Source organism: Actinocatenispora sera (assembly GCF_018324685.1).
Lineage (GTDB): Bacteria > Actinomycetota > Actinomycetes > Mycobacteriales > Micromonosporaceae > Actinocatenispora > Actinocatenispora sera.
This window is the reverse complement of sequence record NZ_AP023354.1, coordinates 3,333,645-3,356,745: the sequence shown is the minus strand read 5'-3', so window position 1 is coordinate 3,356,745 and position 23,101 is coordinate 3,333,645. Positions and strand designations below refer to the sequence as shown.

Here is a 23,101-nt window from a genome sequence, read left to right as displayed (position 1 = left end):
CCTCACTTGACGGGCTTGAGGTGCAGCAGCACCTGCGCCATGTCGGGTGAGGTGGCCGGCGACGGCATCGCGTACGGGTTCTGCTCGGTCGGCCAGCCGGTGTACTTGGTGGTCCGGTACAGCGCCCAGGACGGGCTGCCGAACAGCGGGATCACCGGCAGCTGCTCGATCACCACGGTGGCCAGGCCCTGCACCGCCGCCTGCTGCTTCGCCTCGTCGTTGGTTCCCTCGTACGCGGCGAGCAGCTCGTCGGTGTGCTTGTCCTTCCAGCGGCCGTAGTTGCCGGTGGCCACCTGCCCGATCGGCTTGGTCAGCACGCTCGCCAGCATCACCCGGTAGAGGTAGAACGGGGTCGGGCCGGACACGGCGCCGCGCAGCGTCACGTCGAAGTCGCCCTTGCCGACCTTCGCCACCCAGTCCTGGATCGCCACGCCGCGCACGGTCATGTCGATGCCGACCTTGGCCAGGTCCTCCTTCATCAGCTGCGCCGAGTTGACGAAGTCGGTGTACGGCGAGGGCACCAGCAGCTCGAACTTCAGCTTCTTGCTGCCGTACCCGGCCTTCTTCAGCAGCTCCTTGGCCTTGGCGGTGTCGACGGTGAACTTCGCGTCCTTGTACTTGGCCGGTACCCAATCGGCGTCGGCCGGCATCGGCAGCCCGGACGGGTGCGCCGGCTCGACGTAGCCGCGCTCGGCGGACTTGACGATCCGGTCCCGGTCGATCGCGAGGCTGACCGCCTGGCGGACCTCCAGCGAGACGAAGGGCGCTTTGGCGGTGTTGACCATCAGCGCGTTCAGGCCCTCGGACGGGAAGTAGTGCTTGTTGTGCTCCGGGTCGTTCTTCTCGTAGATCTTCTTCAGGTCCGGCACGAACGCGCTGGCCCAGTCGATCTCGCCGGTCTGCAGGCCGGTCTGCACCGCGTTCGCGGTGTACGCCGGGAACTTGACCTGCGGCACCGCCGGCTTGCCCTTCCAGTACTTCGGGTTCGCCTTGACCTGGTAGACCTGCGAGGAGAACGAACTGAGCGTGAACGGCCCAGTACCCACCGGGTTCGGGTTGGTGAAGGTGTCGAGCTTCTTGCCGGCCAGCAGGTGCTTGGGCACGATGCCGATCTGGCCGGCCAGGTTCCACAGCTTGGTGAACGAGGTGGACGGGAACGTGAAGACGACCTCGTCGCCCTCGGCCTTGACCCCGGACAGCTCGATGCCGCCGCGGTTCAGCGCCGGCGTGTCGATCATCGCCTGGTAGGTGAAGACCACGTCGTCGACGGTCAGCGGCTTGCCGTCGGTCCACTTGACGTTCTTGCGGATCGTCATCCGCAGCGTCTTGCCGTCGGAGCTCCACGAGTACTTGGTGGCCAGCCACGGCGTGATGTCGTTCGGCTTGAGCTTGTTGAAGAACAGCAGCGGCTCGTAGAACAGTCCGATAGTGCCCACGTTCTGGGTCACCGCGTACGGGTTGAAGTTGCGCTGCCAGGATCCGGTGTCGTTGATGTGCACGACCAGCGGCTTGCCGGCGCCGGTACCACCCTCGTCGTCGCCTCCGCAGCCGGCCAGCGTGGCGGCCAGTCCGACCCCGGCCGCGGCACCGAACAGCGTCCGGCGCGACAGCCGCAGCTGCGTCGCCGCGTCGCGGATCGTCGCGTCTGCACTCATCGTCGTTCCTTCCGGCGGAACCTTCTCCGCAACGATGTACCAACACACTTCCGCGGCCGTACGGTGCGGGCACACCACCCCACACGACCTCTTGGCCGGAAAGTTTCTTACATCAACCGCAGTTAGTCAATGATTAACGAACCCTACCGCGTGTGTTGGTCCACCTGGCGAGACGAGTCACGAGTGGCTGGGCGCCGGGGCGGCGTAGAGCCGCGCCACCACGTCCTCGATGTCGGGCTCCAGTACCGACACGTCACGTAGCGCGCCGGTCGCCGCGAGGCCCGCGATCAGCTCCCCCGCCGTGGCACCGCGCAGCGCGAACGTCACCCGGTGTGCATCCGCCTCCACCGCCTCGATGCTGGTACCGGACGGTGCCGCGGCACCGTCCCACGGCACGTCGAGCTCGGCCACCACCCGCCGCCGGGACTCGTAACGAGCGTGCAGCTCACCGAGCGTCCCGTCGTGCACCACCCGGCCGTGGTCGATCACCACCAGCCGGCGGCACAGCCGCTCGATGTCGGCCAGGTCGTGCGTGGTCAGCATCAGCGTCGTGTCGCCGGCCTCGCCCAGCTCGGCCAGGAACGCCCGCACCGACTGCTTGCTGACCACGTCCAACCCGATCGTCGGCTCGTCCAGGAACAGGATCCGCGGCGCGTGCAGCAGTGCCGCGGTGATCTCGCCGCGCATCCGCTGCCCGAGCGAGAGCTGCCGGACCGGGGTGTCCAGGAACTCGTCCAGCTCCAGCAGCCGCCGGCAGCGCCGCAGCCGGGCCGCGTGGTCGGCCGCCGGCACCCGGTACACGTGCCGCAGCAGCTGGAACGACTCGGCCAGCGGCAGATCCCACCACAGCTGCGAGCGCTGCCCGAAGACCACACCGATCCGTAGCGCCAGCCTGGTGCGCTGCGCGACCGGCCGCAGGCCGCAGACCCGTACCTCGCCGGCGGACGGGCTCAGCACTCCGGTGAGCATCTTCAGCGTGGTCGACTTGCCGGCGCCGTTCGGGCCGATGTAGCCGACCATCTCCCCCGCCTCGATGGCCAGGTCGACGTCGTGCACCGCGGCGGTGACGTGCCGCTCCCGTCGCAGCCGACCCACCTTGCGCCGTACCACGAAGTCCTTGCGCAGCCCGTGCGTCTCGATCAGTGCCACCCTCGATCTCCTCTCGCCCGTGCGTACCGATTCGTTGTGCCGCACCGGATCGGTCACGATCCGGTGGAGCGGTAGTGGCGCACCCCGACCCGCCAGACCAGCGCCGCGGCGAGCACTGCCGGGAGCGCGATCAGCGGGGAGCACCAGGCCAGCGCCGGCGGCGCGCCGAGCGGGTCGGGCACCCCGAGCAGCGCCAGTGCCGGGTAGTAGGCGACGAACGCGAAACCCAGCCCGTACGCGAAGATCTTGCGGAACCAGCCCGGATAGATCGAGATCGGGTACAGCGTGAAGTCGCGCCCGCCGTAGGTGAACGCGTTCGCGAACTCGCCCGACTCGACGAACCAGAACGCCACGGTCGAGCCGGCGACGAACACCGAGCCGAAGATGACCGCGCCGGCCAGCGGCGCCGCCACCACCAGCACCACTCGCCCAGCCGTCCACTGTGGATCAAGCCAGATCAGGGTGCCGGCAAGCACGAGGCCGCTCTGCAGCACCCGGCCCAGCCGCCGCGGCGCGAAGTCGCCGAACACCAGCTGCGGCAGCACCCCCATCGGACGCAGCAGGATCGAGTCCAGCCGGCCGGTCCGGATGTATTGGCGCATCGTGTCGATGTTGCCCACCACCGCATCGGCCAACGAGAACGCCACGTTGCCCAGCGACGCGATCAGCAGGCACTGCCGCACCGAGAACCCGCCCAACGCCGGCGTGGCCCGGAACAGCACCAGCACCGCGACGATGTCCAGCAGCGACACCACCGAGGAGGACACCGCGTCCAGCCAGAACGAGAACCGGTACTGGGTCTGCGCCCGCACCTGCGCCACCAGCAGCGCGCGGTACGCGGTCGTCCGTGGATGCTCAGCCACCCTGCACCACCAGCCGCCGCTCGGCCCGCCGCTGCACCAGCACCGCCAGCGCCAGCACCGCCGCGGCCCAGCCCAGCTGTACCGCCAGGATCGACAGCTGGTGCGCCTCGGAGCCGCGCTCGACCAGCACGTCCACCGGCGCCTGCAGGATCGACGGGAACGGCGTGCCGTACCACAGGATGGGCTGCACCCAGCCGGGCAGGAAGGCGAGCGGGAAGTACAGCCCGGTCAGTACGTTCGCGCAGAGCAGCCAGGCGACCAGCACACCGCGGATGTCCAGCAGCCAGAACGCGCTCAGGTTGACCAGGTAGCGCACCCCGAACGACACCACGGTCGCGGCCAGCACGCTCACCAGCGCCAGCGGGTAGGTGGTGAGCCGGTGCGGTACGTACAGCTGGAACGCCAGCGCGCCGACCACCAGCGGCGCCGCGAAGCGGGTACACATCGCGAACGCGGCCCGGCCCAGATCGGCCGTCAGGTAGGTGAGTACCGGGTGGATCGGCCGCAGCAGGTCGCACTGCACGTCGCCGGTGCGGACCCGGTCGGCGAGCTCGGTCCAGCCCCACAGCTGCACCACGGCGAGCAGCCCCTGCCCGACCCACACGTACGTGACGAGCTGCGGGCCCCGGTAGCCGGCCGCGACGCCGCCCGCCCCGCCGGCCACCGCGAGCATCACCGAGCAGCGCAGGAAGCCGAAGATCGTGTTCGTGAACGCGCCGGCCAGCATCGCCTGCCGGTAGGTCGCCCACCGCCGGAAACCCGCGCCGGCCAGCGCGAGTGATGTTCGTAGCGTCCCTGGCCGCGGCCAGGGCACGTCGATGCCCATTCGCCCCTCCGTCATCGGAATCGACGCGCCCACGCACGAGCATGCCGACGGCAGGAGGACACCCAGGCGGACTCGTCGCGGATCGCATCGCGGATTGAGGAGCCCGCTCTTGGTTTCGTGGCGCCGACCGCTGCGAAGCAGCTCCCTCGGTCCGCCACACCCCGGGCAAGCCCGAGGAGCCTACCGGGTCCCGGCCCGTCGGTACAGCCGATATTTCCGGACCCGGCCGTCGCCAGGGCGTGGCGGTGCGCCGATTCGGGCCACGAAACCGACGAACGTCGATATACGGTGGGGTGCTGGTCGGAACCACCGGGGGGAACCGCGTCATGTCGAGGTTCAACGGCAACCCGTGGGCCGTGCTGTTCGCGCTGTGCCTCGGGTTCTTCATGATCCTGCTGGACACCACGATCGTGACGATCGCGGTGCCGGCGATCAGCGACGGCCTGCACGCCTCGCTGGACGACATCCTGTGGATCCAGAGCGGGTACGTGCTGGTCTACGCGGTACTGCTGATCACCGCCGGCCGGCTCGGCGACATGGTCGGCGGCAAGCGGATCTACCTGATCGGCCTGGTCGTGTTCGTGCTCGCCTCGGCCGCCTGCGGCGTGGCCCGCAACCCCGACCAGCTGATCGCGGCCCGGCTGGTCCAGGGCGTCGGCGGCGCGCTGCTGACCCCGCAGACGCTCGCCATCATCAACCGGATCTTCCCGCCGGAGCGGCGCGGGGCCGCCTTCGGCGTCTGGGGCGCGGTCGCCGGGGTCGCGGCCATCGCCGGGCCGACGCTCGGCGGGCTGCTCATCACGTACGCCAGCTGGGAGTGGATCTTCTACCTGAACGTGCCGATCGGCATCGTCGGGTTCCTGCTGGCGCTGCTCGTGGTCCCGAACATCACCGAGCACCGGCAGCACCGCCTCGACATCCTGGGTACGGCACTGATCACCGTGGCGCTGTTCCTCGTCACGTACGGGCTGATCGAGGGCGAGAACTACCACTGGGGCCAGGTGTGGCACTTCGTGTCCATCCCGCTGATCATCGCGCTCGGCGTCGCCCTGGTGATCGTCTTCCTGATCACCCAGTACTTCGAGAAGAACGAGCCACTGGTGCCGTTCACGATCCTGCGCGACCGGAACTACTCGCTGATGAACTTCGTGGCGATGGCCATGTCGTTCGGGATGATGGGGCTGTTCCTGCCGATCACCATCTACCTGCAGTCGGTGCTCGGGCTCTCGGCGTTCGACGCCGGCCTGACGATCGCGCCGATGTCGCTGGTGTCGCTGGTGGTCGCACCGTTCGCGGGCCGGCTCGCCGACAAGATCGGCGGCAAGTACATCCTGTTCGTCGGGCTGCTGCTGTTCGCCGCCGGGATGGCACTGATCCTGGACCAGTCCACAGTGGACAGTTCGCGGTGGACGTTCCTGCCCGGGCTGCTGATCTCCGGGCTCGGGATGGGCTGCATCTTCGCGCCGATGACCACGGTGGCGATGCGCAACATCCCGGCCGCGCTGTCCGGTGCCGCCTCCGGCGTGTTCAACACCACCCGGCAACTCGGCGCGGTGGTCGGCAGCGCCGCGGTCGGCGCGCTGCTGCAGGCGCAGCTGTCCGGCAAGCTCGCCGCCTCGGCACAGGCGCACGCGGACAAGATCCCGCCGCAGTTCCGGGAGCAGTTCGTGGCCGGGTTCTCCCGCTCCTCCGGCGGGCTGGACGTGGGACGAACGCAGACCGAGGTGAAGCCGCCTCCCGGGATGCCGCAGCAGGCGGTCGAGCAGCTCAAGCAGATCGCCGCCGACACGTTCCACGTCGGCTACGTCAACGCGATGCGGCCCACCCTGATCCTGCCCATCGGGGTCCTCGTCCTGGCCGCGCTCAGCTGCCTGTTCATCAAGCGCCGCAAGCGGTCCCGCGATGCGGCCGTACCGGCCGGCAGCCCCGCCGCGGCCGAACCCGCGGAGTGACGGCCGGCGCCACCGCACCGGCGCGATGAGCCAGCCGTGCGCGCGGTCACCCGACAGGGAGGACACGCGCGCGGCCGCCCACGCGCCGGGGCGCGGTCAGCCGTGCGCGCCATCGGTCTGGTGCACGGCGCCGGCCAGCAGCGCGCGCAACTGCTCGCCCTGCGGCCACTGCTGCACCCGGTAGCGTGGCGGCGCCAACCCCGGCACCCGCAGCGGCGCCACCGCCCGGACCAGATCGGCCCAGCGGACCAGCCAGGACTGCCGCCGGTCGGCACCGACCAGGGCGACCTGGTCGGTCTCCGGCAGCAGCGTCGGGACGTCCTGGCGCCAGGTGCTCACCGACGGCGCGGCGCCGTCGACCGGCTCGGCCAGCAGGTAGCTCGCCACCGACACCTGCTGCGCCACCGGCCAGTGCGCCCGCAGCAGATCGGCCTGCACGTCGTACGCCTCGGCGGCCAGCCACCGGTCGGCCCGCATCGCCGCATGATGCGCCGGGTGGCCCAGCGGCGGCCGGTACGGCACCACCCGGCCGGCCTCGTCCACCGTGTACCCGGCCGGCGACACCGGCCGCGACGCACCCCGGAACTCGGCCGCGACCAGGTCGAACGCGTCCGCCAGCCGGGGGCCGTCGGCCACCACCAGCAGGCAGTCCCGGTCCGGCGCGAACGCCACCGGCCGGGCGCCCAGCCGCTCCTCGAACCCGGCCAGCCAGCCGTCCAGCAGCAGCCGGGACACCCAGTACGTGCTGCCGTCGTCGACGAACCGCAGCAGCGTCGGCGCGCCGGACGGCTGCCCGGCGGCCTGATCGCCCGGCACCGCCGCCAGGTTGGCCGCCGCGGTCGCGAACACCTCGCTGCTGGACACCCCCCAGGAGGCGACCAGATCGGTGCTGACGTAGCCGATCGTGGTCGGCAGGTCGACCACCACGACCTCGTCGAGCAGCGGCAACGCCGGCCGGCGCAGCAACTCGGCCTCCGGCCGCCGCGGCGCGCCGGGCACCCAGCGGCCCTGCGCCGTGCCGTAGAGCAGCGGGCGCAGCAGCGGGGCCGCCTCCGCCCAGCGGGTCGGCACCGCCACCGGCTCGGTCATCCGGGTCACGTACCGGGCGAGCAGCTCGTCTCGCCGGTCACCGGCAAGACCGGCACACTCGCCGTACAGCGTGCCGAGAAACGCCCAGCTGACCGAACCGCCGCGACTGCGCCGGTAGCCGATCGCGAACCGCTCCGCGGAGTACCAGCTGTCGGCCACGCCCCGGCAGGCGCGGAATCTGTCCAGCAGCTCGGCACCGAACCGGTCCTGCATCGACCCGCCCCGCCGCGCCAGGCCGCCGCCCATCTACCGCCTCCCGTGCGTCGCCCCCGGGGTCACCACCGCGCCCCCGGCACGGATCGTCGACCCGTACAGACCCTCGCACCGTACCCGGCGGTCGCCACCGCCGTCCTCCACCGCCCGGACGATCCGGCCGCGCACAACGCCGCCACCAGCTCGTACACCCGATGCGGCGGGCGGGTGCCGCTCAGGCGTCCGCGTCGGACCACTCGCCCTCGACCTCGACGTGCTGCCGGCGGGCCTTGCGCGCCGCCAGCCGATCGTCGGCCCCGACCCGGTCGTCGGCGTCCAGCCGGTAGTCGGTACCCAGCCGGCCCGGCACGAAGTCCTTGTCCGAGAACAGCGTCGGCTGCCAGTCGAACTCGATCGCACCGATCCGCACCGGTGCGCCGGGCTGCGCGCCGGCCTTCGCCAGCGCCTCCTCCACCCCCAGCCGCGCCAGCCGGTCGGCCAGGTAGCCGATCGCCTCGTTGTTGGAGAAGTCGGTCTGCCGCACCCAGCGCTCCGGCCGCGGTCCGGTCACCACGTACACCCCATCGGGGTCGACGGCCACCTCGAAGTGGCTCTCGTCCACCGCCGCCGGGCGCAGCACGATGCGGGTCGGCTCGGTCGGCGGGTGCTCCGCGCGGTACCGCCGGACGGCGTCGGCCAGCGCGAACGTGAACCGCCGCAGCCCCTCCCGGGTCACCGCGGACAGCTCGAAGATCGGCCAGCCGCGCTCGGCCAGGTCGGCGGCGACGATCTCGGCCAGCTCCCGCCCGTGCGGCACGTCCAGCTTGTTCAGCACCACGATGCGCGGCCGGTCGGTGAGCCCGCCGTACGCGGCGAGTTCGGCCTCGATCGCGTCGATGTCGCTGGCCGGGTCCCGGCCCGGCTCCTCGGTCGCCAGGTCCACCACGTGCACCAGCACCGCACACCGCTCGATGTGGCGCAGGAAGTCCAGGCCGAGGCCCTTGCCGGTGGCGGCGCCCGGGATCAGCCCCGGTACGTCGGCGATGGTGAACGTGACCTCGCCCGCGCGCACCACCCCGAGGTTGGGCTGCAGCGTGGTGAACGGGTAGTCGGCGATCTTCGGCCGGGCCGCGGACAGCACCGAGATCAGCGACGACTTGCCGGCGCTGGGGAAGCCGACCAGGCCGACGTCGGCGACGCTCTTGAGCTCCACCACCACGTCGGAGGCGTCGCCCGGCTCGCCCAGCTCTGCGAACCCGGGCGCCTTGCGCCGCGAGTTCGCCAGCGCCGCGTTGCCCCGCCCGCCGCGACCGCCGTGCGCGATCACGATGCTGGTACCGGTACCGACCAGGTCGGCGATCACCTCACCGTCGGCGGTCAGCACCACGGTGCCGTCCGGTACCCGGACCCGCAGGTCCTCGCCCTGCGCGCCGTCCCGGTTCGAGCCCTGGCCGGGCTTGCCGTTCGCAGCCTTCAGGTGCGGTCGGTAGTGGAAGTCCAACAGGGTGTGTACGCCCGCGTCGACCTCCAGGATCACATCGCCGCCGCGGCCTCCGTTGCCGCCGTCCGGGCCGCCCAGCGGCTTGAACTTCTCCCGGTGGATCGACATGCAGCCGTGGCCACCGTTACCGGCCTGTACGTGCAGTACGGCCCGATCCACGAACGTGGTCACCGCCGACCTCCCTCACCCCGCACCGGCGTGCGCCGGTCACGGCGTACCCAGGGCGCGAAACACAGAACGGGCGGGCCGGTGTCCGGCCCGCCCGCGAACGTCTCGATCGATGCTACTGCTGCACCGGAACGATGCTGATCACCCGGCGACCGCGCTTGCGGCCGAACTCGACGTTGCCGGCGCTGAGCGCGAACAGCGTGTCGTCCTTGCCCCGGCCGACCAGGTCACCCGGGTGGAACTTGGTGCCACGCTGGCGAATGATGATCTCGCCGGCGTTCACCAGCTGACCACCGAAGCGCTTCACGCCGAGCCGCTGAGCGTTGGAGTCGCGGCCGTTGCGCGAACTCGACGCACCCTTCTTGTGTGCCATCTCGGCGCCCTACTTCCCGCTCTCGATGCCGGTCACCTTCACCTGGGTCAGCGGCTGGCGGTGACCCTGGCGCTTGTGGTAGCCGGTCTTGTTCTTGAACTTGTGGATCTTGATCTTGGGGCCCTTGGTGTGGGCGACCAGCTCGCCGGTGACCTCGACCTCGGCCAGCGTGGCCGGGTCGGTGGTGACCGTGGTGGCGTCACCCTCGCCGTCGACGAGCAGCACCGTGGGCAGCGTCACCGTGTCGCCGGGCTCACCCTGGAGCTTCTCGACCTCGATCACGTCGCCCTCGGCGACCTTGTACTGCTTGCCGCCGGTCTTGACGATCGCGTACATCGGACGCAGGTCTCCTTCAGTGGTTCAGTGTCACGGTGTCACCGCAAGCTCGGTGCTCCCGCAGTGTGGTGTTGCTGCGTGGCGTGGTGGTGCTGCGCCGCATGGCGGCGCCGCGCTGTCCGGCCCACAAGCGAGCCGCGACCGCGGCCACCACCTGCGAGATCCAGCGTCCTCGGTGCGAGCTCGGGGCAGCCAAGACCCTGGCGCACGAGGCACCGCCGGTAAGGGTACGGCATCGGGTGCCCGCCGCCCACACCGGCCACCCCGCCCGGAACCCACCGTCTCCTCTGGCGCCGGTACGAGTCGGCGGGAGACGGAACGCGGTCCCGATCCCGCCGATCGCTCAGCTGTCCGCGGTGACCGGTTCGGCCTCGGCCACCTTGCGCCGCCGGGTACCTGCCCGCTTGCGCCGGTTCGGGGTCTCGGCCGGCCCGGCGTCCGGGGCTGGCCCGTCCGCCGCCTCGACCGCGGCCGACCCGCTGCCGCTGTCGGCTGCGACCGGCTGCTCCGCCGTCGCGTCCGCGCCGGCCTGCTGGTCGACGGACTCCTCGGCCACCGTGTCCGACTTGTTCTTGTCGGCGCTCTCAAGCTTGTCCTTGTCGGACTTGTCCTTGCGGCGGCGCTTGCCCTCACCGGTCCGCTTGCCCTCGTCGGCGGGCTGCTGCTTCGCCGAGTCCGACCCGCCACCCTTGCCGGCGTGCTTGGCCGGCTCCAGGTGGATGATCACGCCGCGGCCCTTGCAGTGCTCGCAGGTCTCGCTGAACGCGTCGATCAGCGGCTGGCCGACCCGCTTGCGGGTCATCTGCACCAGCCCCAGCGAGGTGATCTCGGTGACCTGGTGCTTGGTCCGGTCCCGGCCGAGGCACTCGGTCAACCGGCGCAACACCAGCTCCCGGTTGCTCTCCAGCACCATGTCGATGAAGTCGATGACGATGATGCCGCCGACGTCCCGCAGCCGCAGCTGGCGAACGATCTCCTCGGCCGCCTCCAGGTTGTTGCGGGTGACCGTCTCTTCCAGGTTGCCGCCGGAGCCGATGAACTTGCCGGTGTTGACATCGATCACGGTCATCGCCTCGGTGCGGTCGATGACCAGCGATCCGCCGCTGGGCAGGTACACCTTGCGGTCGAGCGCCTTCAACAGCTGCTCGTCGATGCGCAGCTCGGTGAACACGTCCTTGCTGCCGGTGTGCTGGCTCAGCCGCTCGACCAGGTCCGGCGAGACGTGCTCGACGTACTCGTGCACCATCTCCCAGGCGTCCGAGCCGGCGACCACCAGCTCCTTGAAGTCCTCGTTGAACAGGTCGCGGACGACCCGGATCACCAGGTCCGGCTCCTCGTACAGCAGGGACGGTGCGGAGGCGGACGTCGACTTCTTCTCGATCGTCTCCCACAGCGCCTGCAGCCGCGTCACGTCGCGGGACAGCTCGTCCTCGCTGGCGCCCTCCGCGGCGGTGCGGACGATCACGCCGGCGTGCTCGGGCACCAGCCGCTTCAGCGCGTCCCGCAGCCGCTTGCGCTCGGTGTCCGGCAGCTTGCGGCTGATCCCGGACGCGTGCCCGCCCGGCACGTACACCAGGTGGCGGCCGGACAGGGTGACGTGGCTGGTCAGCCGGGCACCCTTGTGCCCGATCGGATCCTTGGTGACCTGCACCAGCACGCTGTCGCCGGGCTTCAGCGCCCGCTCGATCGCGCGGGTGCGGCCCTCCAGGCCGGCGGAGTCCCAGTTGACCTCGCCGGCGTAGAGCACCGCGTTGCGGCCCCGGCCGATGTCGATGAACGCCGCCTCCATGCTGGGCAGGACGTTCTGCACCTTGCCGAGGTAGACGTTGCCGATCATGGTGTTGCTGGTCGACTGGGACACGTAGTGCTCGACCAGCACGCCGTCTTCCAGCACGGCGATCTGGGTGCGGTCGCCGAGCTGGCGCACCACCATGCTGCGGTCGACCGCCTCGCGCCGGGCCAGGAACTCCGACTCGGACAGGATCGGCGGCCGGGTACGGCGCTGCTCGCGGCCGTCGCGCCGGCGCTGCCGCTTGGCCTCCAGCCGGGTCGAGCCCGACACGCCCTGTACCTCGTCCACCGCCCTGCGCGGCTCGCGGACCTTGACCACGGTGTTCGGCGGGTCGTCCGGGGACGGCTCGGTGTCACCCGCGGCGCCCCGGCGACGCCGGCGACGCCGGCGGCGGCCACCCTCGGCCGACTCCTCACCGGCATCGGCCTCGGCGGACTCGCCGGCTTCGTCGGCCGCGCCGGACTCGGTCTCGGCGGCCTCGGCCTCCTCCGCCGCGCCCTTGCCGCGACCGCGACCGCGCCGGCCGCGACGCCGACGGTGCTTCCCGTCGCCGTCGTCCAGGCCGTCCTCGTCCGCCTCGGCGGCCGGTTCGGCCTGCTCCGGCTCGGCCTGCTCGGCCGGCTCGGCCTGCTGCTTCCGGCGCCCGCGGGACCGCTCCGGCGCCGGTTCGGCGGTCTCGGCCGCCGGCTCCGCCTGGTCCTCCGGCGCGTTCGTCGGCGTGGTCGCCGGGACCGCCGCGTCGGGCGCCACGAACAGCACCGGCGCCGCGACCCGCCGGCGCCGGCGGGTGGTGGGTCGCTCCGGTTCGGCCGGCTGCTCCGCGGCCGGTTCGGCCGTCGAGTCCCCGGCCGGCTCGGCCGGCTTTTCGGTCGCCGCGGGCCCGGCCGACGTGTCGGCCTCGCTGGCTGCGGTCGCCCGGCGGCGGCTGGCCCGCTTGCGCGGCGCCGGCGCCTCCTCGGCGCCGGCTGCGGCCTCGGCCGGTGCGGGCTCTGCCGGTGCGGGCTCGGCAGCCGGTGCCGCCGCCTTCTTCCGGGTACGGGTCCGGCGCGGCGCCGGCTCGCCGGCGTCGTCGCCGCGTCCCGCGTCGTCCGGACCGCTGCCGCGGGCGCTCGCGCTGATCGCGACGGCCTCGTCGGTCGCGCTGGTCGCGGGGGCGGCCGCCGGCCGGGTGGCGCGGCGACCGCGCGGCTTCGTCGCCGGCGCCGCCTCGGCGGGCCCGGCGGCGGTGTCGGTGCCGCGGGACGGGATGCCGGGGTCGGCGTGGGCGGGCGGTTCGGTGGCCGCCGCGCCGGTCGTCGCCGGTTCCAGCGGCTTGGGTGGCCCCGCGGATCGGGTGGCCCGCCGGCGGGTCCGGCTCGCGGCCGGCGCGGCGGGGCTGTCTGCGGTGGGCCGGTCGGCGTCGGACGCGGCGTCCTGCACTGCGTCCGTGCTGCCTGTCGGCTCGTTGTCGAGCATCCGGGCGTTCTCCAGTTCTACCGCCCCCGGGCGCGAGAGCGCAGCCACGCGGGGGTGGTCCACAGGTCGAGCGGCTCTGCCGAGCCACCCGAAGTCTGCCTACCCGGGCCGTGCGGCCCGGCCGTCAGGTCGACGGGGTTCCGCTGACTGCCCTGTCCGCACCGACGACCACGAGCGGATCGGTGATCTCGCCGTGCCCGGTGAGCGTGCCCTGCGCCAACCTGATCACCTTCGGTGGGACCGGCGGCGCCAACTCGGCCACCACGCGCAGGCCGGCCAGGACGTCATCGGGCCGTACGGACGGGGTTACGTGCCGTACGACTAGATCGAGTATGGCACACGGACCGGCCGCGCCCCCGGCGGCCGGCTCCGGCGTGGTGTTGCCCACCTCACCAGGCTGACCACCCGCGTCGGGGCCACGCTCGGTGACCGCCATGCGTACCACCGGCGAGCGCGCGTCCATCGTGCGGCGGCCGGACTTGGTCATCCGCTCGACCAGGACCTCGTCCGCGGCGAGGAACGCGGCCACCGCCGCCTCGGCAGCCGAGTCGGTCACCTCGGGCAGTCGGATCTGCCAGTGCGAACCGGTGAGCCGGTCGGCGAAGTCGGACGTGCGGGCCTCGACCGCCTCCAGGATGTCCAGGCCGGGCGGCAGCGCCGCGTCCAGCGCGGTGCGCAGCCAGTCCGGCTCGACCGGCGCCTGCAGGCCGACCTCGAAGTACTCGGCCTCGCTCGCCACGCCGGTCGGCGCGGCGGAGGCGTACGAGATCTTCGGGTGCGGGCTGAACCCGGACGAATAGGCGATCGGTACCGCCGCGCGACGCATGGCCCGCTCCAGTGCGCGGGCAAAGTCGCGGTGCGAGGTGAACGCGAGGCGGCCCCGCTTGGCGTACCGGATGCGGATCTTCTGCACCGTCGGCGCCTGCTGGGTGTCCGGCCTGGGTCGTTGCCTGCTGATCGTCGTGCTCCTACCGAGTAGCCCTGCTAACCGTCATGAGTCTACGGAGGCGCCCCTCGACAACGACGGGACACTCCACAGCACTGGAGTTTATGTGTCCACACAGTGAGCCTTTTTCATCCTGCTGCGAGTTCGTGGTCTTGAAGGACGTGGATGGCTTTGGCGAGTCGGCCGGCGCGGTGGGGGCTGGAGCGTAGCTTGCGCAGGATGCGCCAGGTTTTGAGCTGGGCGTTGGCGCGTTCGCCGGGGCCACGCAGCCTCGCGTGCGCCCGGTTGGCAGCTTTCTGAGACTCGGGTTTACCCTTGCCCTTGTACGGAGTGATCACCGGCTCGCCGATCCCGTGATAGCCCTTGTCGCCCAGGGCGATCAGCCCGGCCTGGCGTAGCGCGGCGAGAATGTTCCAGATGCGGGCGGCGGCGGTGTCGTGCACGCTGCCGGGCAACGCACCCGACACCCACAGGATGGCCCCGTCGGGTGCCGAGATCACCTGCAGGTTCATCCCGTGCATCCGGTGCTTGCCGGAGTAGAACGGCCGGTCGGCGGCCACCCGATCGATCGGGACCAGGGTTCCGTCGATGATCACGTAGGCCATGCCGGCCCGCCTCGCGGTCTTCAGCGCCGCCTGCAGCTTCGGTGCCCGGTCGGCCAGCAGCTCCACCGTCTCGTTGACGTAGCGCCAGCAGGTGGCTGTGGACACCTCGAAACCCGCCCCGACCTGCGTGAACGGTTCACCTTTGCGCAGATACACCAGCACCAGCAGCGCCTGTTGCCCCGCATCCAGCGCCCGCCACCGCGAGCCGAGTTGCCGACGATGGCGGCGGATGAGTCCAGACACGAAGGTCAGGGTCTGAGATGACAACGGCAGCGCGGCACGGTAAAACAACATGAAGAAGCCCTTGCTGACGACAGCAGATCTTGGTCGATCGCCGTCATAGCAAGGGCTTCGCTACATCCCCGACCGCGACACGCCCCTCTCGGTCACGAACCCGTCTCGATCCCCAGCGGCCCAACACATCCCCACCACGATGAAAAGGGCTCATTGAAGGAGAGCGAGACTCAGGTTCCCGTCGATGCCCCGCGCGCCCTGCTTTCACTACGACTATCAGTTCTCAGCGGGCGCTCGACGTCCCCGGTGCGACAAGAGTTGGATCTTCGAAGGCTCGCCATCGATCGCGGATTTCGGGTCGTTGGCGTCGCCAGTGACTTGGACACGAGCGCGACAAAGATCCCTCCATGGCGACGAAAAGAGCTCGGAGAGTGGCTTAACAACAGAGTCCCCGAGTTCGACGTTCTCATGACCTGGAGCCTGGACAGACTGGTGCGACGGATCGATGATCTCGCCACTATGGTCACGTGGTGTCTGAAAAATGGAAAGAACCTGCTATCCAGAAACGAACAGTTGGATCTGACTACGCCGGCCGGAAAGGAAATGGCGCGACTTATTGCGGGTGTTGCAGAAATCGAGGCAGCGAATGTTTCGACGCGCCTCACAAGCCTTTGGGATTATGCCAAGCACCAAACTGATTGGCTCGTCGGGAAGCCCACCTATGGCTACACAACAGCCACCGACTTGGATGGGCATACAGTTCTCGTTCAGGACATTACTGCGGGTCGAGTTCTGCGCTGGAGCCGAGAGAGGATACTTGCCGGCGCATCAGCTCGGCGAGTTGCGACGGTGCTAGTCCGATCTGGTCTGTGCGGTCCGGGCTTGACCGTCAGCACTCTGCTGCGCCGATTGCGGAACCCTGGTTTGATGGGATTTCGCGTCGAGGAGGACAAGCAAGGCGGCATCCGACGCTCCAAGCTCGTCCTCGACATGGAGGGAAGGCCGATCAGGATTGCCGAGCCGATCTTCACCGAGATCGAATTCGATAGCCTTCAGGATGCACTGGCTAAGCGATCACGGAATCAACCAGCACGCCAATCGGGCGGCTGTACCAAATTTCTCGGCATCCTGCTCTGCGCAGCTTGCGGAACAAACATGACGGTCCAGAATACTTTCCACAACGGCAAGCTCTATCGATATCTCAGGTGCCGCAACTGCCGCAGCGGTGGCCTCGGGGCCCCGAACCCCGAAGAAGTATATGCGCGGCTGGTCGAAGAATCGGTGTCGGCCCTCGGCGACCTCCCCGTCTTCGTGCGCGAGTACGCCTATTACACCGAGCGAGCCGACAAACCCGCCTTCCGCAACGGCGTCACGTTCTTCGAGCCAGGAGACTCGACACCTGAGATGGATGACGTATCTCCGACCGACAGCTCGGGAAGATGGACATTTGTGCACAATGGCAAGACGTTTGGAGAACGCTGGGCAGCCGAGGGCGCAGATACCTTGGCCGCCGATCTCCGCCGAGCCGGCGTCACATGCGAGATCACGAGGAGCAAGATTCCAGGAACGAGAGCCCCGAAAATTGAGTTGGAGCTGAAGATCCCCGACGGTGTTAGTGATCGCCTGGCCATCAAACCGGATGCCTTCGCCAGCTGATGCCTGCCTCTATCGTTATGACTCCCCGGTCGAGGAGAACAAGACGGTGAGCGGGAGCAGCTTGCGGCCAGTTGGGCCGATTTGTATTTCCGTATCTAGTGACGGGCACACCCCGCAGTCGAAGCACGGGGTCCAGCGGCAGTCGTCCTGCTCGACCTCGCTGAGCGCGTCCTGCCAGTCGGCCCACAGCCAGTCGGGGTCGAGGCCGGAGTCGAGGTGGTCCCAGGGCAGCACCTCGGCCTGCTGCCGCTCGCGGGTGGTGTACCAGGCGAGCGACACGCCGAGCGCCGGCAGCTCGGCGTCGCACGCCGCCACCCACCGGTCGTACGAGAAGTGCTCGGACCAGCCGTCGAACCGGCCGCCGTCGCGCCACACGTGCTCGATGACCCGGCCGACCCGGCGGTCGCCGCGCGACAGCAGCCCCTCGATGTGGCTCGGCCGCCCGTCGTGGTACCGGTAGCCGATGGCGCGGCCCAGCGACCGGTTGCTGTTGATCGCGTCGCGCAGCGCCTTGAGCCGCCGGTCGATCGTCTCCGGGTCGGCCATCGCCGCCCACTGGAACGGGGTGTGCGCCTTCGGGACGAACCCGCCGATCGACACCGTGCAGCGGATGTCCTTGCTGCCGGTGGTCTCGCGGCCGGTGGTGATCACCCGGTGCGCGAGGTCGGCGATCTGCAGCACGTCCTCGTCGGTCTCGGTGGGCAGGCCGCACATGAAGTAGAGCTTCACCTGCCGCCAGCCACCGGAGTACGCGGTGACCACGGTGCGGATCAGGTCGTCCTCGGTGACCATCTTGTTGATCACCTTGCGGATGCGTTCCGAGCCGCCCTCCGGCGCGAACGTCAGACCGGTACGCCGGCCGTTGCGGGCCAGCTCCTCGGCCAGCTCGACGTTGAACGCGTCGACCCGGGTGGACGGCAGCGACAGCGAGACGTTCGAGCCCTGGTACCGGTCGGCCAGCCCGTGCGCGACCGCACCGATCTCCGAGTGGTCGGCGCTCGACAGCGACAGCAGCCCGACCTCGTTGAAGCCGGACTCCTTCAGCCCGTTCTCCACCATGTCGCCGATGGTGGTGATGGAGCGCTCCCGCACCGGGCGGGTGATCATGCCCGCCTGGCAGAACCGGCAGCCGCGGGTGCAGCCGCGGAAGATCTCCACCGCGTACCGCTCGTGCACCGTCTCGGCCAGCGGCACCAGCGGCTTCTTCGGGTACGGCCAGGCGTCGAGGTCCATCGTGGTGCGCTTGTGCACCCGGAACGGCACGTCCGGCCGGTTCGGCACGATGCGCTGGATCCGGCCGTCGGGCAGGTATTCCACGTCGTAGAAGCGCGGCACGTACACCGACTCGGTGCGGGCCAGCCGCAGCAGCAGCTCGTCCCGCCCGCCCGGGCTGCCCTCGGCCTTGAAGGCGCGGACGATGTCGGTGATCTCCAGGACCGCCTCCTCGCCGTCGCCGAGCACCGCGGCGTCCAGGAAGTCGGCGATCGGCTCCGGGTTGAACGCGGCGTGCCCGCCGGCCAGCACGATCGGCTGGCTGTCGTCGCGGTCGGCGGCGTGCAGCGGGATCCCGGCGAGGTCCAGCGCGGTGAGCAGGTTGGTGTAGCCCAGCTCGGTGGAGAACGAGACACCGAACAGGTCGAAGTCGCCGACCGGCCGGTGCGCGTCCACGGTGAACTGCGGCACCCGGTGCTCACGCAGCAGCGCCTCCATGTCGGGCCACACCGAGTAGGTGCGCTCGGCGAGCACGTCCGGCTGCTCGTTGAGCACCTCGTACAGGATCTGCACGCCCTGGTTGGGCTGGCCCACCTCGTACGCGTCGGGGTACATCAGGGCCCACCGCACCGCGGCGTCGTCCCACTGCTTGGTGACCGCGCCGAGTTCGCCGCCGACGTACTGGATCGGCTTCTGCACCCTCGGTAGCAGCGACTCCAGGCGGTCGAAGACGCTCTGGCCGCGGCGCCGGGTGGCGGTGTCGGACATGGTTCTCGGGCTCCCGTGCTCGGCTGCTGGTCTGTGCTCGACTGCTGGGCTGTGGCCGGACGCTGCTCGCTGGCGGCGCCGGCCGGCACAAACCCCCAGACTACGCGGCCGGGTTCGGCCCGTGGTCCGCCGCCCGAGCACCGCCGGCACGCCCGGGTGATCAGGACATATGCCGCGAGACACGCCGATCGCGGGACAGCACGTTTCGCCCTGGTGTCCCCGGTGGGCCACGACCCGCTCGAGCGATCGCCGGGCGGGCCGCGGCGCGCTCAGTCGACCTCGGGCTGCAGGGTGCGGTCCGCGTGGTGGCGGGCGAGCAGCGCCAGCTCCGCCGCGTTGGTACGGCGGTCGGACAGCTCGGGCAGGTCGTCGAGCGCGAAGAAGCCGACGCCGGTGGTCTCGCCGTCCAGCCCGGCCTGCGGTTCGGCGTCGTCGAGCCGGTCACACACGAAGAACATCTTGTAGATGTGCCACATCCCGCGCACCATGTGTCCATTGTGGAGGGTACCGTCGAAGATCGCGGCCAGGTGCTCGGCGCGGACCCGCAGCCCCGCCTCCTCGGCGAACTCGCGCTCGGTCGCGTGCCGCGGGGTGTCCAGCGCGTCGATCCAGCCGCCCGGCAGGGTCCACCGGCCGTCCACCTTCTCCCGGACCAGCAGCACCCGGCCCGCCTCGTCGAACAGCGCACCGCGGCAGTCGAGCTTCGGCGTGGCGTGCCCCACCTCGGCCACGATCGCCCGGTGGAACTGCTCCGGGTCGGCCCGGGCGATCATCGCGTACAGTTCCGCGGTCAGCTCCTGGATCCGCCGGTAACGGTCGAGCTCGTACTTGTCGGTCGAGTAGTGCAGACCGTTCTGCGCCATCGCGCCGAGCTCGATCGCCATCTCGTGCAACCTGCCCGCCACATCCTGAGCCATGCTCCGCATCCTGCCACGCGGGCCCGCCGGCCGGACTTCGCGCGCACCGGCGCCGGAATTGCGGTGCAAACCGGTCCAGCCTCCGCCATCCTCTGCGGATGGACGCGTTGTTGACCGGATCCGGCGGCACCCGGCTGCGCTGGGACCAGCTGCCCGAACGGATCCGCGACGAGGTGGAGCGACGGCTCGGCGGCCGGGTCGTCGCCGCGCACGTGCAGGACGGCGGGTTCTCCCCCGCCTTCGCCGGCCGGCTGCGGCTCGCCGGCGGCGGGCGGGTGTTCGTCAAGGCCGGCAGCGCCGCCGACGAGGCGTACATCGGTACCGCGTTCCGGCACGAGGCGCGAATCGTCGCCGGGCTGCCCGAGCACGCCCCGGTACCGCGGCTGCGCTGGTGGTTCGACGACGGCGACTGGGTGGTACTGGCGTTCGACGAGGCCGCGGGCGCACCGCCGGCGATGCCCTGGCGGCGTACCGACCGGGACCGGGTGCTGGCCGCCCTCACCGGCCTGGTGGCGGATCTGACGCCGGCGCCGGACGTACCGGTGTCACAGCTCGGCGACCAGGACGGACTCGACGGGTTCCGTACCCTCGCCGCCGACCCGCATCCGGGGCTCGCGGACGCGTACCCGTGGGTGGCCGCCGAGCTGGACGCGCTGGCCGGGTGGGAGGCGCGGTGGCCATCGGTCGCCGGCGGCGACACCCTGCTCCACGGTGACCTGCGCGCCGACAACCTGCTGCTGACCGACGACCGGGTGCTGTTCGTGGACTGGCCGAGCGCGGTGCGCGGGGTTGCCTGGTTCGACCTGGTCAGTTTCCTGCCCAGCCTGCTGATGCAGGGCGGCGGCGACGGGGCGCAGATCCTCGCCACCCACCCGCTCACCGCGGAGGTCGACCCGGACGCGCTGACCGCCGGCCTGGTCGCGGTCAGCGGGTACTTCGTCTCCCAGTCGCTGCTCCCGGCACCCGCCCGGCTGCCGCGCATCCGCGAGTTCCAGCGCGCCCAGGCGCTGCCCGCGGTCGACCTGCTGCGTGCCCGACTCTGACCGCTGCGGCGCATCGCGCGCCGCCGGCCGCGGGCCGGTCGCGACCCGACTCTGACCGCTGCGGCGCATCGCGCGCCGCCGGCCGCGGGCCGGTCGCGCGGTACCGTCGCGGGATGGCGGAGTATCACCGGCGGCGGCGCCGGGTGCGGCGGGACGGTTCGCCCCGGCAGCGCTCCGAGCCGCCGCCCGGCACCGGCGAGCAGCCGGACACCGGCACCCCGTCGGCCATCGATGCCCCGGCCACCGGCACACCGACCGGCGGCGTCCCGCTGGCGGGCGGCGGCGCGACGCCCGCCAGCGGGACAGCGCCCCCCAGCGGGACGGCGGCGGCCGGGGGCACGTCGCTCGCCAACGGCACGACGCCGGGCCGCGGCACCCGGCCGCGGCCGGAGCCGGCTGCACCGCGCCGGCAGCGGCGGCGGGCGCCGGAGACGCCGGTACCGCGGCCACCCCGGCACCACCCGGAGCCGGAGCGGCGGCCCGAGGAGCAGCGGTCCCGGCCTCGGGCGGCCGACGACTCGGCGGACGGCGAACGCGGGCTGCGCGGCCTGGTCGGCGCCGGCAACTCGCAGCTGAACACCGGTGCGGCGCTGCGGGCGCGCGACGCGGCCCGGCCCACCGAGGCCGACCTGGCCGCCGCCGAGCGCGACCTGACCATCGTGCGCCGGCACTGGGTCCCGCGCGATCCGGCCTGAGCACGGCGCGCCCTGGAGCCGGCGCTTCCGGACGCACGCAGCAGGCACGCCCGCGCCCGGGGTTCCGGGACGTACGCGGGGCCAGGGGTTCTGCACGAAGCACAGCACGCCACGCGCACGTCGGGGGTCCCGGCCGCACACGGAGGATGGGGAACCGGGTTCGAAGCACGAGACGGGGCCCGGTGCTCCGGCGCACCCTGGAGCAGGGTGCCCGGGCGGAACGTGGCGGGCGAGGCAGCGGCATACGGAGGGACGACATGGCGGAGGATCCGACCCGGTCGGTGCTCGACACCAGTCGGGCGAACCCGGCCCGCATCTACGACTACCTGCTCGGCGGCGCGCACAACTTCGAGGTGGACCGCCGCGCCGGCGACCAGATGCTGCCGACGGCGCGGCAGACCGCCCGGGTCAACCGCGGGTTCCTGCGCCGGGCGGTGCGGTTCCTCGCCGAGCAGGGCATCGACCAGTTCCTCGACCTGGGGTCCGGCATCCCGACCGTCGGCAACGTGCACGAGATCGCGCGCCAGACGAACCCGGCCGCCCGGGTGGTGTACGTGGACAACGAGCCGGTCGCCGTGGCGTACGCGCAGCAGTTGCTCGCCGAGGATCCGCAGACCGAGATGGTCGACGCCGACGTCCGCGACCCGGACGCGGTCTGGCGCAGCGAGGCGGCCCGGCGGCTGCTCGACCCGGACCGGCCGATCGCCGTACTGCTCGCGGCGGTCCTGCACTTCGTGCCGGACGCCGATGATCCGGCCGGCATCGTCGCCGGGTACCTGGACCGGACGGCGCCCGGCAGTTGCCTGGCGCTGTCGCACTACACCGCCGACGCCTGGCAGGCCGACCAGCAGCAGGACGCGAGCAAAGCCGGCGAGAACTACCAGCGCAACACGAGCACGCCGGTGGTGCCGCGCACCAGGGCGGAGCTGGCCGCTCTGGTCGCCGGCCTGGAGCTGGTACCGCCGGGCATCACCTGGGCGCAGGACTGGCGGCCCGCCGCGGCGGAGGAGCCGCCGGCGACCGTGCACGACATCTACGCCCTGGTCGCCCGCCGCCCCTGACCGTCGCCGCCGACCCGCCCGGACCGCCGACCGGCCGGACCGGCGGCGCGGCCCGGGTCAGGGCAGTTGCGGTACCGCGTGGGTGCGCTCGTAGTCGGCGACCTGGGCGATCCGCCGGCGGTGCCGCTCGCCCTGCGAGAACGGCGTGTCGAGGAAGGTACGGACCAGCTCGGCCGCCTGCTCGGTGGTGTGCATCCGGGCGCCGATGCCGACCACGTTGGCGTCGTTGTGCTCGCGGGCGAGCCGGGCGGTCTCGGTGTTCCAGGCGAGCGCGGCGCGCACCCCGGGGACCTTGTTCGCGGCGATCTGCTCGCCGTTGCCGGAGCCGCCGATGACGACGCCGAGGCTGCCCGGGTCGGCAACCACCCGGGCGCCGGTGACGAGGCAGAACGCCGGGTAGTCGTCGTTCTCGTCGTAGCGTGCCGCGCCGACGTCGACGACGTCGTGGCCGGCGGCGGCGAGCGCCGCCAGCAAGTGTGCCTTCAGCTCGAAGCCCGCGTGGTCGGAACCGAGATAGACGCGCATGTCGCCAGTCTGTCAGGCACCCGCGCCGGCCACGTCGCGCGGTGCCCGGCCGGTACGTATACACCACGTGTATAAACCATGTGTATAG

At 71.3% G+C, this 23,101-nt stretch carries 19 protein-coding genes; 5 read left to right on the top strand and 14 right to left on the bottom strand.

Annotation, left to right across the window (positions count from 1 at the left end; all coding sequences use genetic code 11):
• Window positions 1–2 precede the first annotated feature (2 nt).
• From Asera_RS16135 to Asera_RS16120, 4 genes are all read right to left on the bottom strand, one after another.
• Entirely contained in the window at window positions 3–1,655 is a 1,653-nt protein-coding gene (locus Asera_RS16135; RefSeq protein ID WP_030448885.1) for an ABC transporter substrate-binding protein, read from the bottom strand.
• 177 nt (window positions 1,656–1,832) lie between these two features.
• Window positions 1,833–2,798, bottom strand: coding sequence for an ABC transporter ATP-binding protein (locus tag Asera_RS16130; RefSeq protein ID WP_425305980.1), 966 nt, complete (start codon window positions 2,796–2,798; stop codon window positions 1,833–1,835).
• Between the two features lie 59 nt (window positions 2,799–2,857).
• Window positions 2,858–3,667 carry an ABC transporter permease gene (locus tag Asera_RS16125; RefSeq protein ID WP_030448883.1) on the bottom strand — a complete coding sequence of 270 codons (810 nt, stop codon included), beginning with the start codon at window positions 3,665–3,667 and terminating at the stop codon, window positions 2,858–2,860.
• A complete protein-coding gene (locus Asera_RS16120) occupies window positions 3,660–4,493 on the bottom strand; it encodes an ABC transporter permease (RefSeq protein ID WP_244843906.1) in 834 nt (277 codons plus the stop codon). The genes Asera_RS16125 and Asera_RS16120 overlap by 8 nt, the downstream gene beginning before the upstream one ends.
• Before the next feature lie 326 nt (window positions 4,494–4,819).
• Between Asera_RS16120 and Asera_RS16115 the strand changes: the two genes are divergently transcribed.
• Window positions 4,820–6,445: a DHA2 family efflux MFS transporter permease subunit gene (locus Asera_RS16115; protein ID WP_030448881.1), complete on the top strand. Its 1,626-nt coding sequence runs from the start codon at window positions 4,820–4,822 to the stop codon at window positions 6,443–6,445.
• Window positions 6,446–6,541: 96 nt separating this feature from the next.
• On the opposite strand, the gene Asera_RS16110 is transcribed toward Asera_RS16115, so the two are convergent.
• From Asera_RS16110 to Asera_RS16080, 7 genes are all read right to left on the bottom strand, one after another.
• Window positions 6,542–7,780: a DUF1444 domain-containing protein gene (locus Asera_RS16110; protein ID WP_051802835.1), complete on the bottom strand. Its 1,239-nt coding sequence runs from the start codon at window positions 7,778–7,780 to the stop codon at window positions 6,542–6,544.
• Window positions 7,781–7,961: 181 nt separating this feature from the next.
• Window positions 7,962–9,398, bottom strand: coding sequence for a GTPase ObgE (gene obgE / locus Asera_RS16105; protein WP_030448879.1), 1,437 nt, complete (start codon window positions 9,396–9,398; stop codon window positions 7,962–7,964).
• Between the two features lie 112 nt (window positions 9,399–9,510).
• On the bottom strand, window positions 9,511–9,768 hold the full coding sequence (gene rpmA / locus Asera_RS16100; RefSeq protein ID WP_030448878.1) for a 50S ribosomal protein L27: 258 nt from the start codon (window positions 9,766–9,768) through the stop codon (window positions 9,511–9,513).
• Window positions 9,769–9,777: 9 nt separating this feature from the next.
• On the bottom strand, window positions 9,778–10,104 hold the full coding sequence (gene rplU / locus Asera_RS16095) for a 50S ribosomal protein L21 (protein ID WP_030448877.1): 327 nt from the start codon (window positions 10,102–10,104) through the stop codon (window positions 9,778–9,780).
• 343 nt (window positions 10,105–10,447) lie between these two features.
• Window positions 10,448–13,351 (bottom strand): Rne/Rng family ribonuclease, encoded by a 2,904-nt coding sequence (locus Asera_RS16090; RefSeq protein WP_051802834.1) that lies wholly within the window; start codon window positions 13,349–13,351, stop codon window positions 10,448–10,450.
• A 124-nt stretch (window positions 13,352–13,475) separates the two neighbouring features.
• Window positions 13,476–14,264, bottom strand: a complete 789-nt coding sequence (locus Asera_RS16085; RefSeq protein WP_035298232.1) for a TIGR03936 family radical SAM-associated protein — start codon at window positions 14,262–14,264, stop codon at window positions 13,476–13,478.
• A gap of 161 nt (window positions 14,265–14,425) precedes the next feature.
• Window positions 14,426–15,196 (bottom strand): IS5/IS1182 family transposase, encoded by a 771-nt coding sequence (locus Asera_RS16080; RefSeq protein ID WP_030450047.1) that lies wholly within the window; start codon window positions 15,194–15,196, stop codon window positions 14,426–14,428.
• A gap of 153 nt (window positions 15,197–15,349) precedes the next feature.
• On the opposite strand from Asera_RS16080, the gene Asera_RS16075 reads away from it, so the two are divergent.
• Window positions 15,350–16,792, top strand: a complete 1,443-nt coding sequence (locus Asera_RS16075; RefSeq protein WP_212804611.1) for a recombinase family protein — start codon at window positions 15,350–15,352, stop codon at window positions 16,790–16,792.
• 15 nt (window positions 16,793–16,807) lie between these two features.
• Here the strand turns inward: Asera_RS16075 and Asera_RS16070 are convergent, their stop codons facing one another.
• Both Asera_RS16070 and Asera_RS16065 read right to left on the bottom strand, forming a co-directional pair.
• Window positions 16,808–18,772, bottom strand: coding sequence for a TIGR03960 family B12-binding radical SAM protein (locus Asera_RS16070; protein ID WP_030448786.1), 1,965 nt, complete (start codon window positions 18,770–18,772; stop codon window positions 16,808–16,810).
• Window positions 18,773–19,041: 269 nt separating this feature from the next.
• Entirely contained in the window at window positions 19,042–19,689 is a 648-nt protein-coding gene (locus Asera_RS16065; protein WP_035298096.1) for an NUDIX hydrolase N-terminal domain-containing protein, read from the bottom strand.
• A 98-nt stretch (window positions 19,690–19,787) separates the two neighbouring features.
• Between Asera_RS16065 and Asera_RS16060 the strand changes: the two genes are divergently transcribed.
• From Asera_RS16060 to Asera_RS16050, 3 genes are all read left to right on the top strand, one after another.
• Complete coding sequence (locus Asera_RS16060) at window positions 19,788–20,732, top strand: phosphotransferase (RefSeq protein ID WP_030448784.1); 945 nt, start codon at window positions 19,788–19,790, stop codon at window positions 20,730–20,732.
• A gap of 113 nt (window positions 20,733–20,845) precedes the next feature.
• Complete coding sequence (locus Asera_RS16055; RefSeq protein WP_051802800.1) at window positions 20,846–21,427, top strand: hypothetical protein; 582 nt, start codon at window positions 20,846–20,848, stop codon at window positions 21,425–21,427.
• 242 nt (window positions 21,428–21,669) lie between these two features.
• A complete protein-coding gene (locus tag Asera_RS16050; protein WP_425305979.1) occupies window positions 21,670–22,488 on the top strand; it encodes an SAM-dependent methyltransferase in 819 nt (272 codons plus the stop codon).
• Window positions 22,489–22,545: 57 nt separating this feature from the next.
• Here Asera_RS16050 and Asera_RS16045 read toward each other — a convergent pair whose 3' ends face one another.
• Entirely contained in the window at window positions 22,546–23,013 is a 468-nt protein-coding gene (locus Asera_RS16045) for a ribose-5-phosphate isomerase (RefSeq protein ID WP_030448781.1), read from the bottom strand.
• Between the last annotated feature and the right edge of the window lie 88 nt (window positions 23,014–23,101).

Excerpts from the sequence above, each read along its gene's own strand:
- rplU (WP_030448877.1), bottom strand. The coding sequence starts at position 10,104 with ATGTACGCGATCGTCAAGACCGGCGGCAAGCAGTACAAGGTCGCCGAG.
- Asera_RS16080 (WP_030450047.1), bottom strand. The coding sequence starts at position 15,196 with ATGTTGTTTTACCGTGCCGCGCTGCCGTTGTCATCTCAGACCCTGACC.
- Asera_RS16110 (WP_051802835.1), bottom strand. The coding sequence starts at position 7,780 with ATGGGCGGCGGCCTGGCGCGGCGGGGCGGGTCGATGCAGGACCGGTTC.
- Asera_RS16070 (WP_030448786.1), bottom strand. The coding sequence starts at position 18,772 with ATGTCCGACACCGCCACCCGGCGCCGCGGCCAGAGCGTCTTCGACCGC.
- Asera_RS16045 (WP_030448781.1), bottom strand. The coding sequence starts at position 23,013 with ATGCGCGTCTATCTCGGTTCCGACCACGCGGGCTTCGAGCTGAAGGCA.
- Asera_RS16120 (WP_244843906.1), bottom strand. The coding sequence starts at position 4,493 with ATGGGCATCGACGTGCCCTGGCCGCGGCCAGGGACGCTACGAACATCA.
- Asera_RS16090 (WP_051802834.1), bottom strand. The coding sequence starts at position 13,351 with ATGCTCGACAACGAGCCGACAGGCAGCACGGACGCAGTGCAGGACGCC.
- Asera_RS16135 (WP_030448885.1), bottom strand. The coding sequence starts at position 1,655 with ATGAGTGCAGACGCGACGATCCGCGACGCGGCGACGCAGCTGCGGCTG.
- Asera_RS16115 (WP_030448881.1), top strand. The coding sequence starts at position 4,820 with ATGTCGAGGTTCAACGGCAACCCGTGGGCCGTGCTGTTCGCGCTGTGC.
- Asera_RS16065 (WP_035298096.1), bottom strand. The coding sequence starts at position 19,689 with ATGGCTCAGGATGTGGCGGGCAGGTTGCACGAGATGGCGATCGAGCTC.
- rpmA (WP_030448878.1), bottom strand. The coding sequence starts at position 9,768 with ATGGCACACAAGAAGGGTGCGTCGAGTTCGCGCAACGGCCGCGACTCC.
- Asera_RS16060 (WP_030448784.1), top strand. The coding sequence starts at position 19,788 with ATGGACGCGTTGTTGACCGGATCCGGCGGCACCCGGCTGCGCTGGGAC.
- Asera_RS16055 (WP_051802800.1), top strand. The coding sequence starts at position 20,846 with ATGGCGGAGTATCACCGGCGGCGGCGCCGGGTGCGGCGGGACGGTTCG.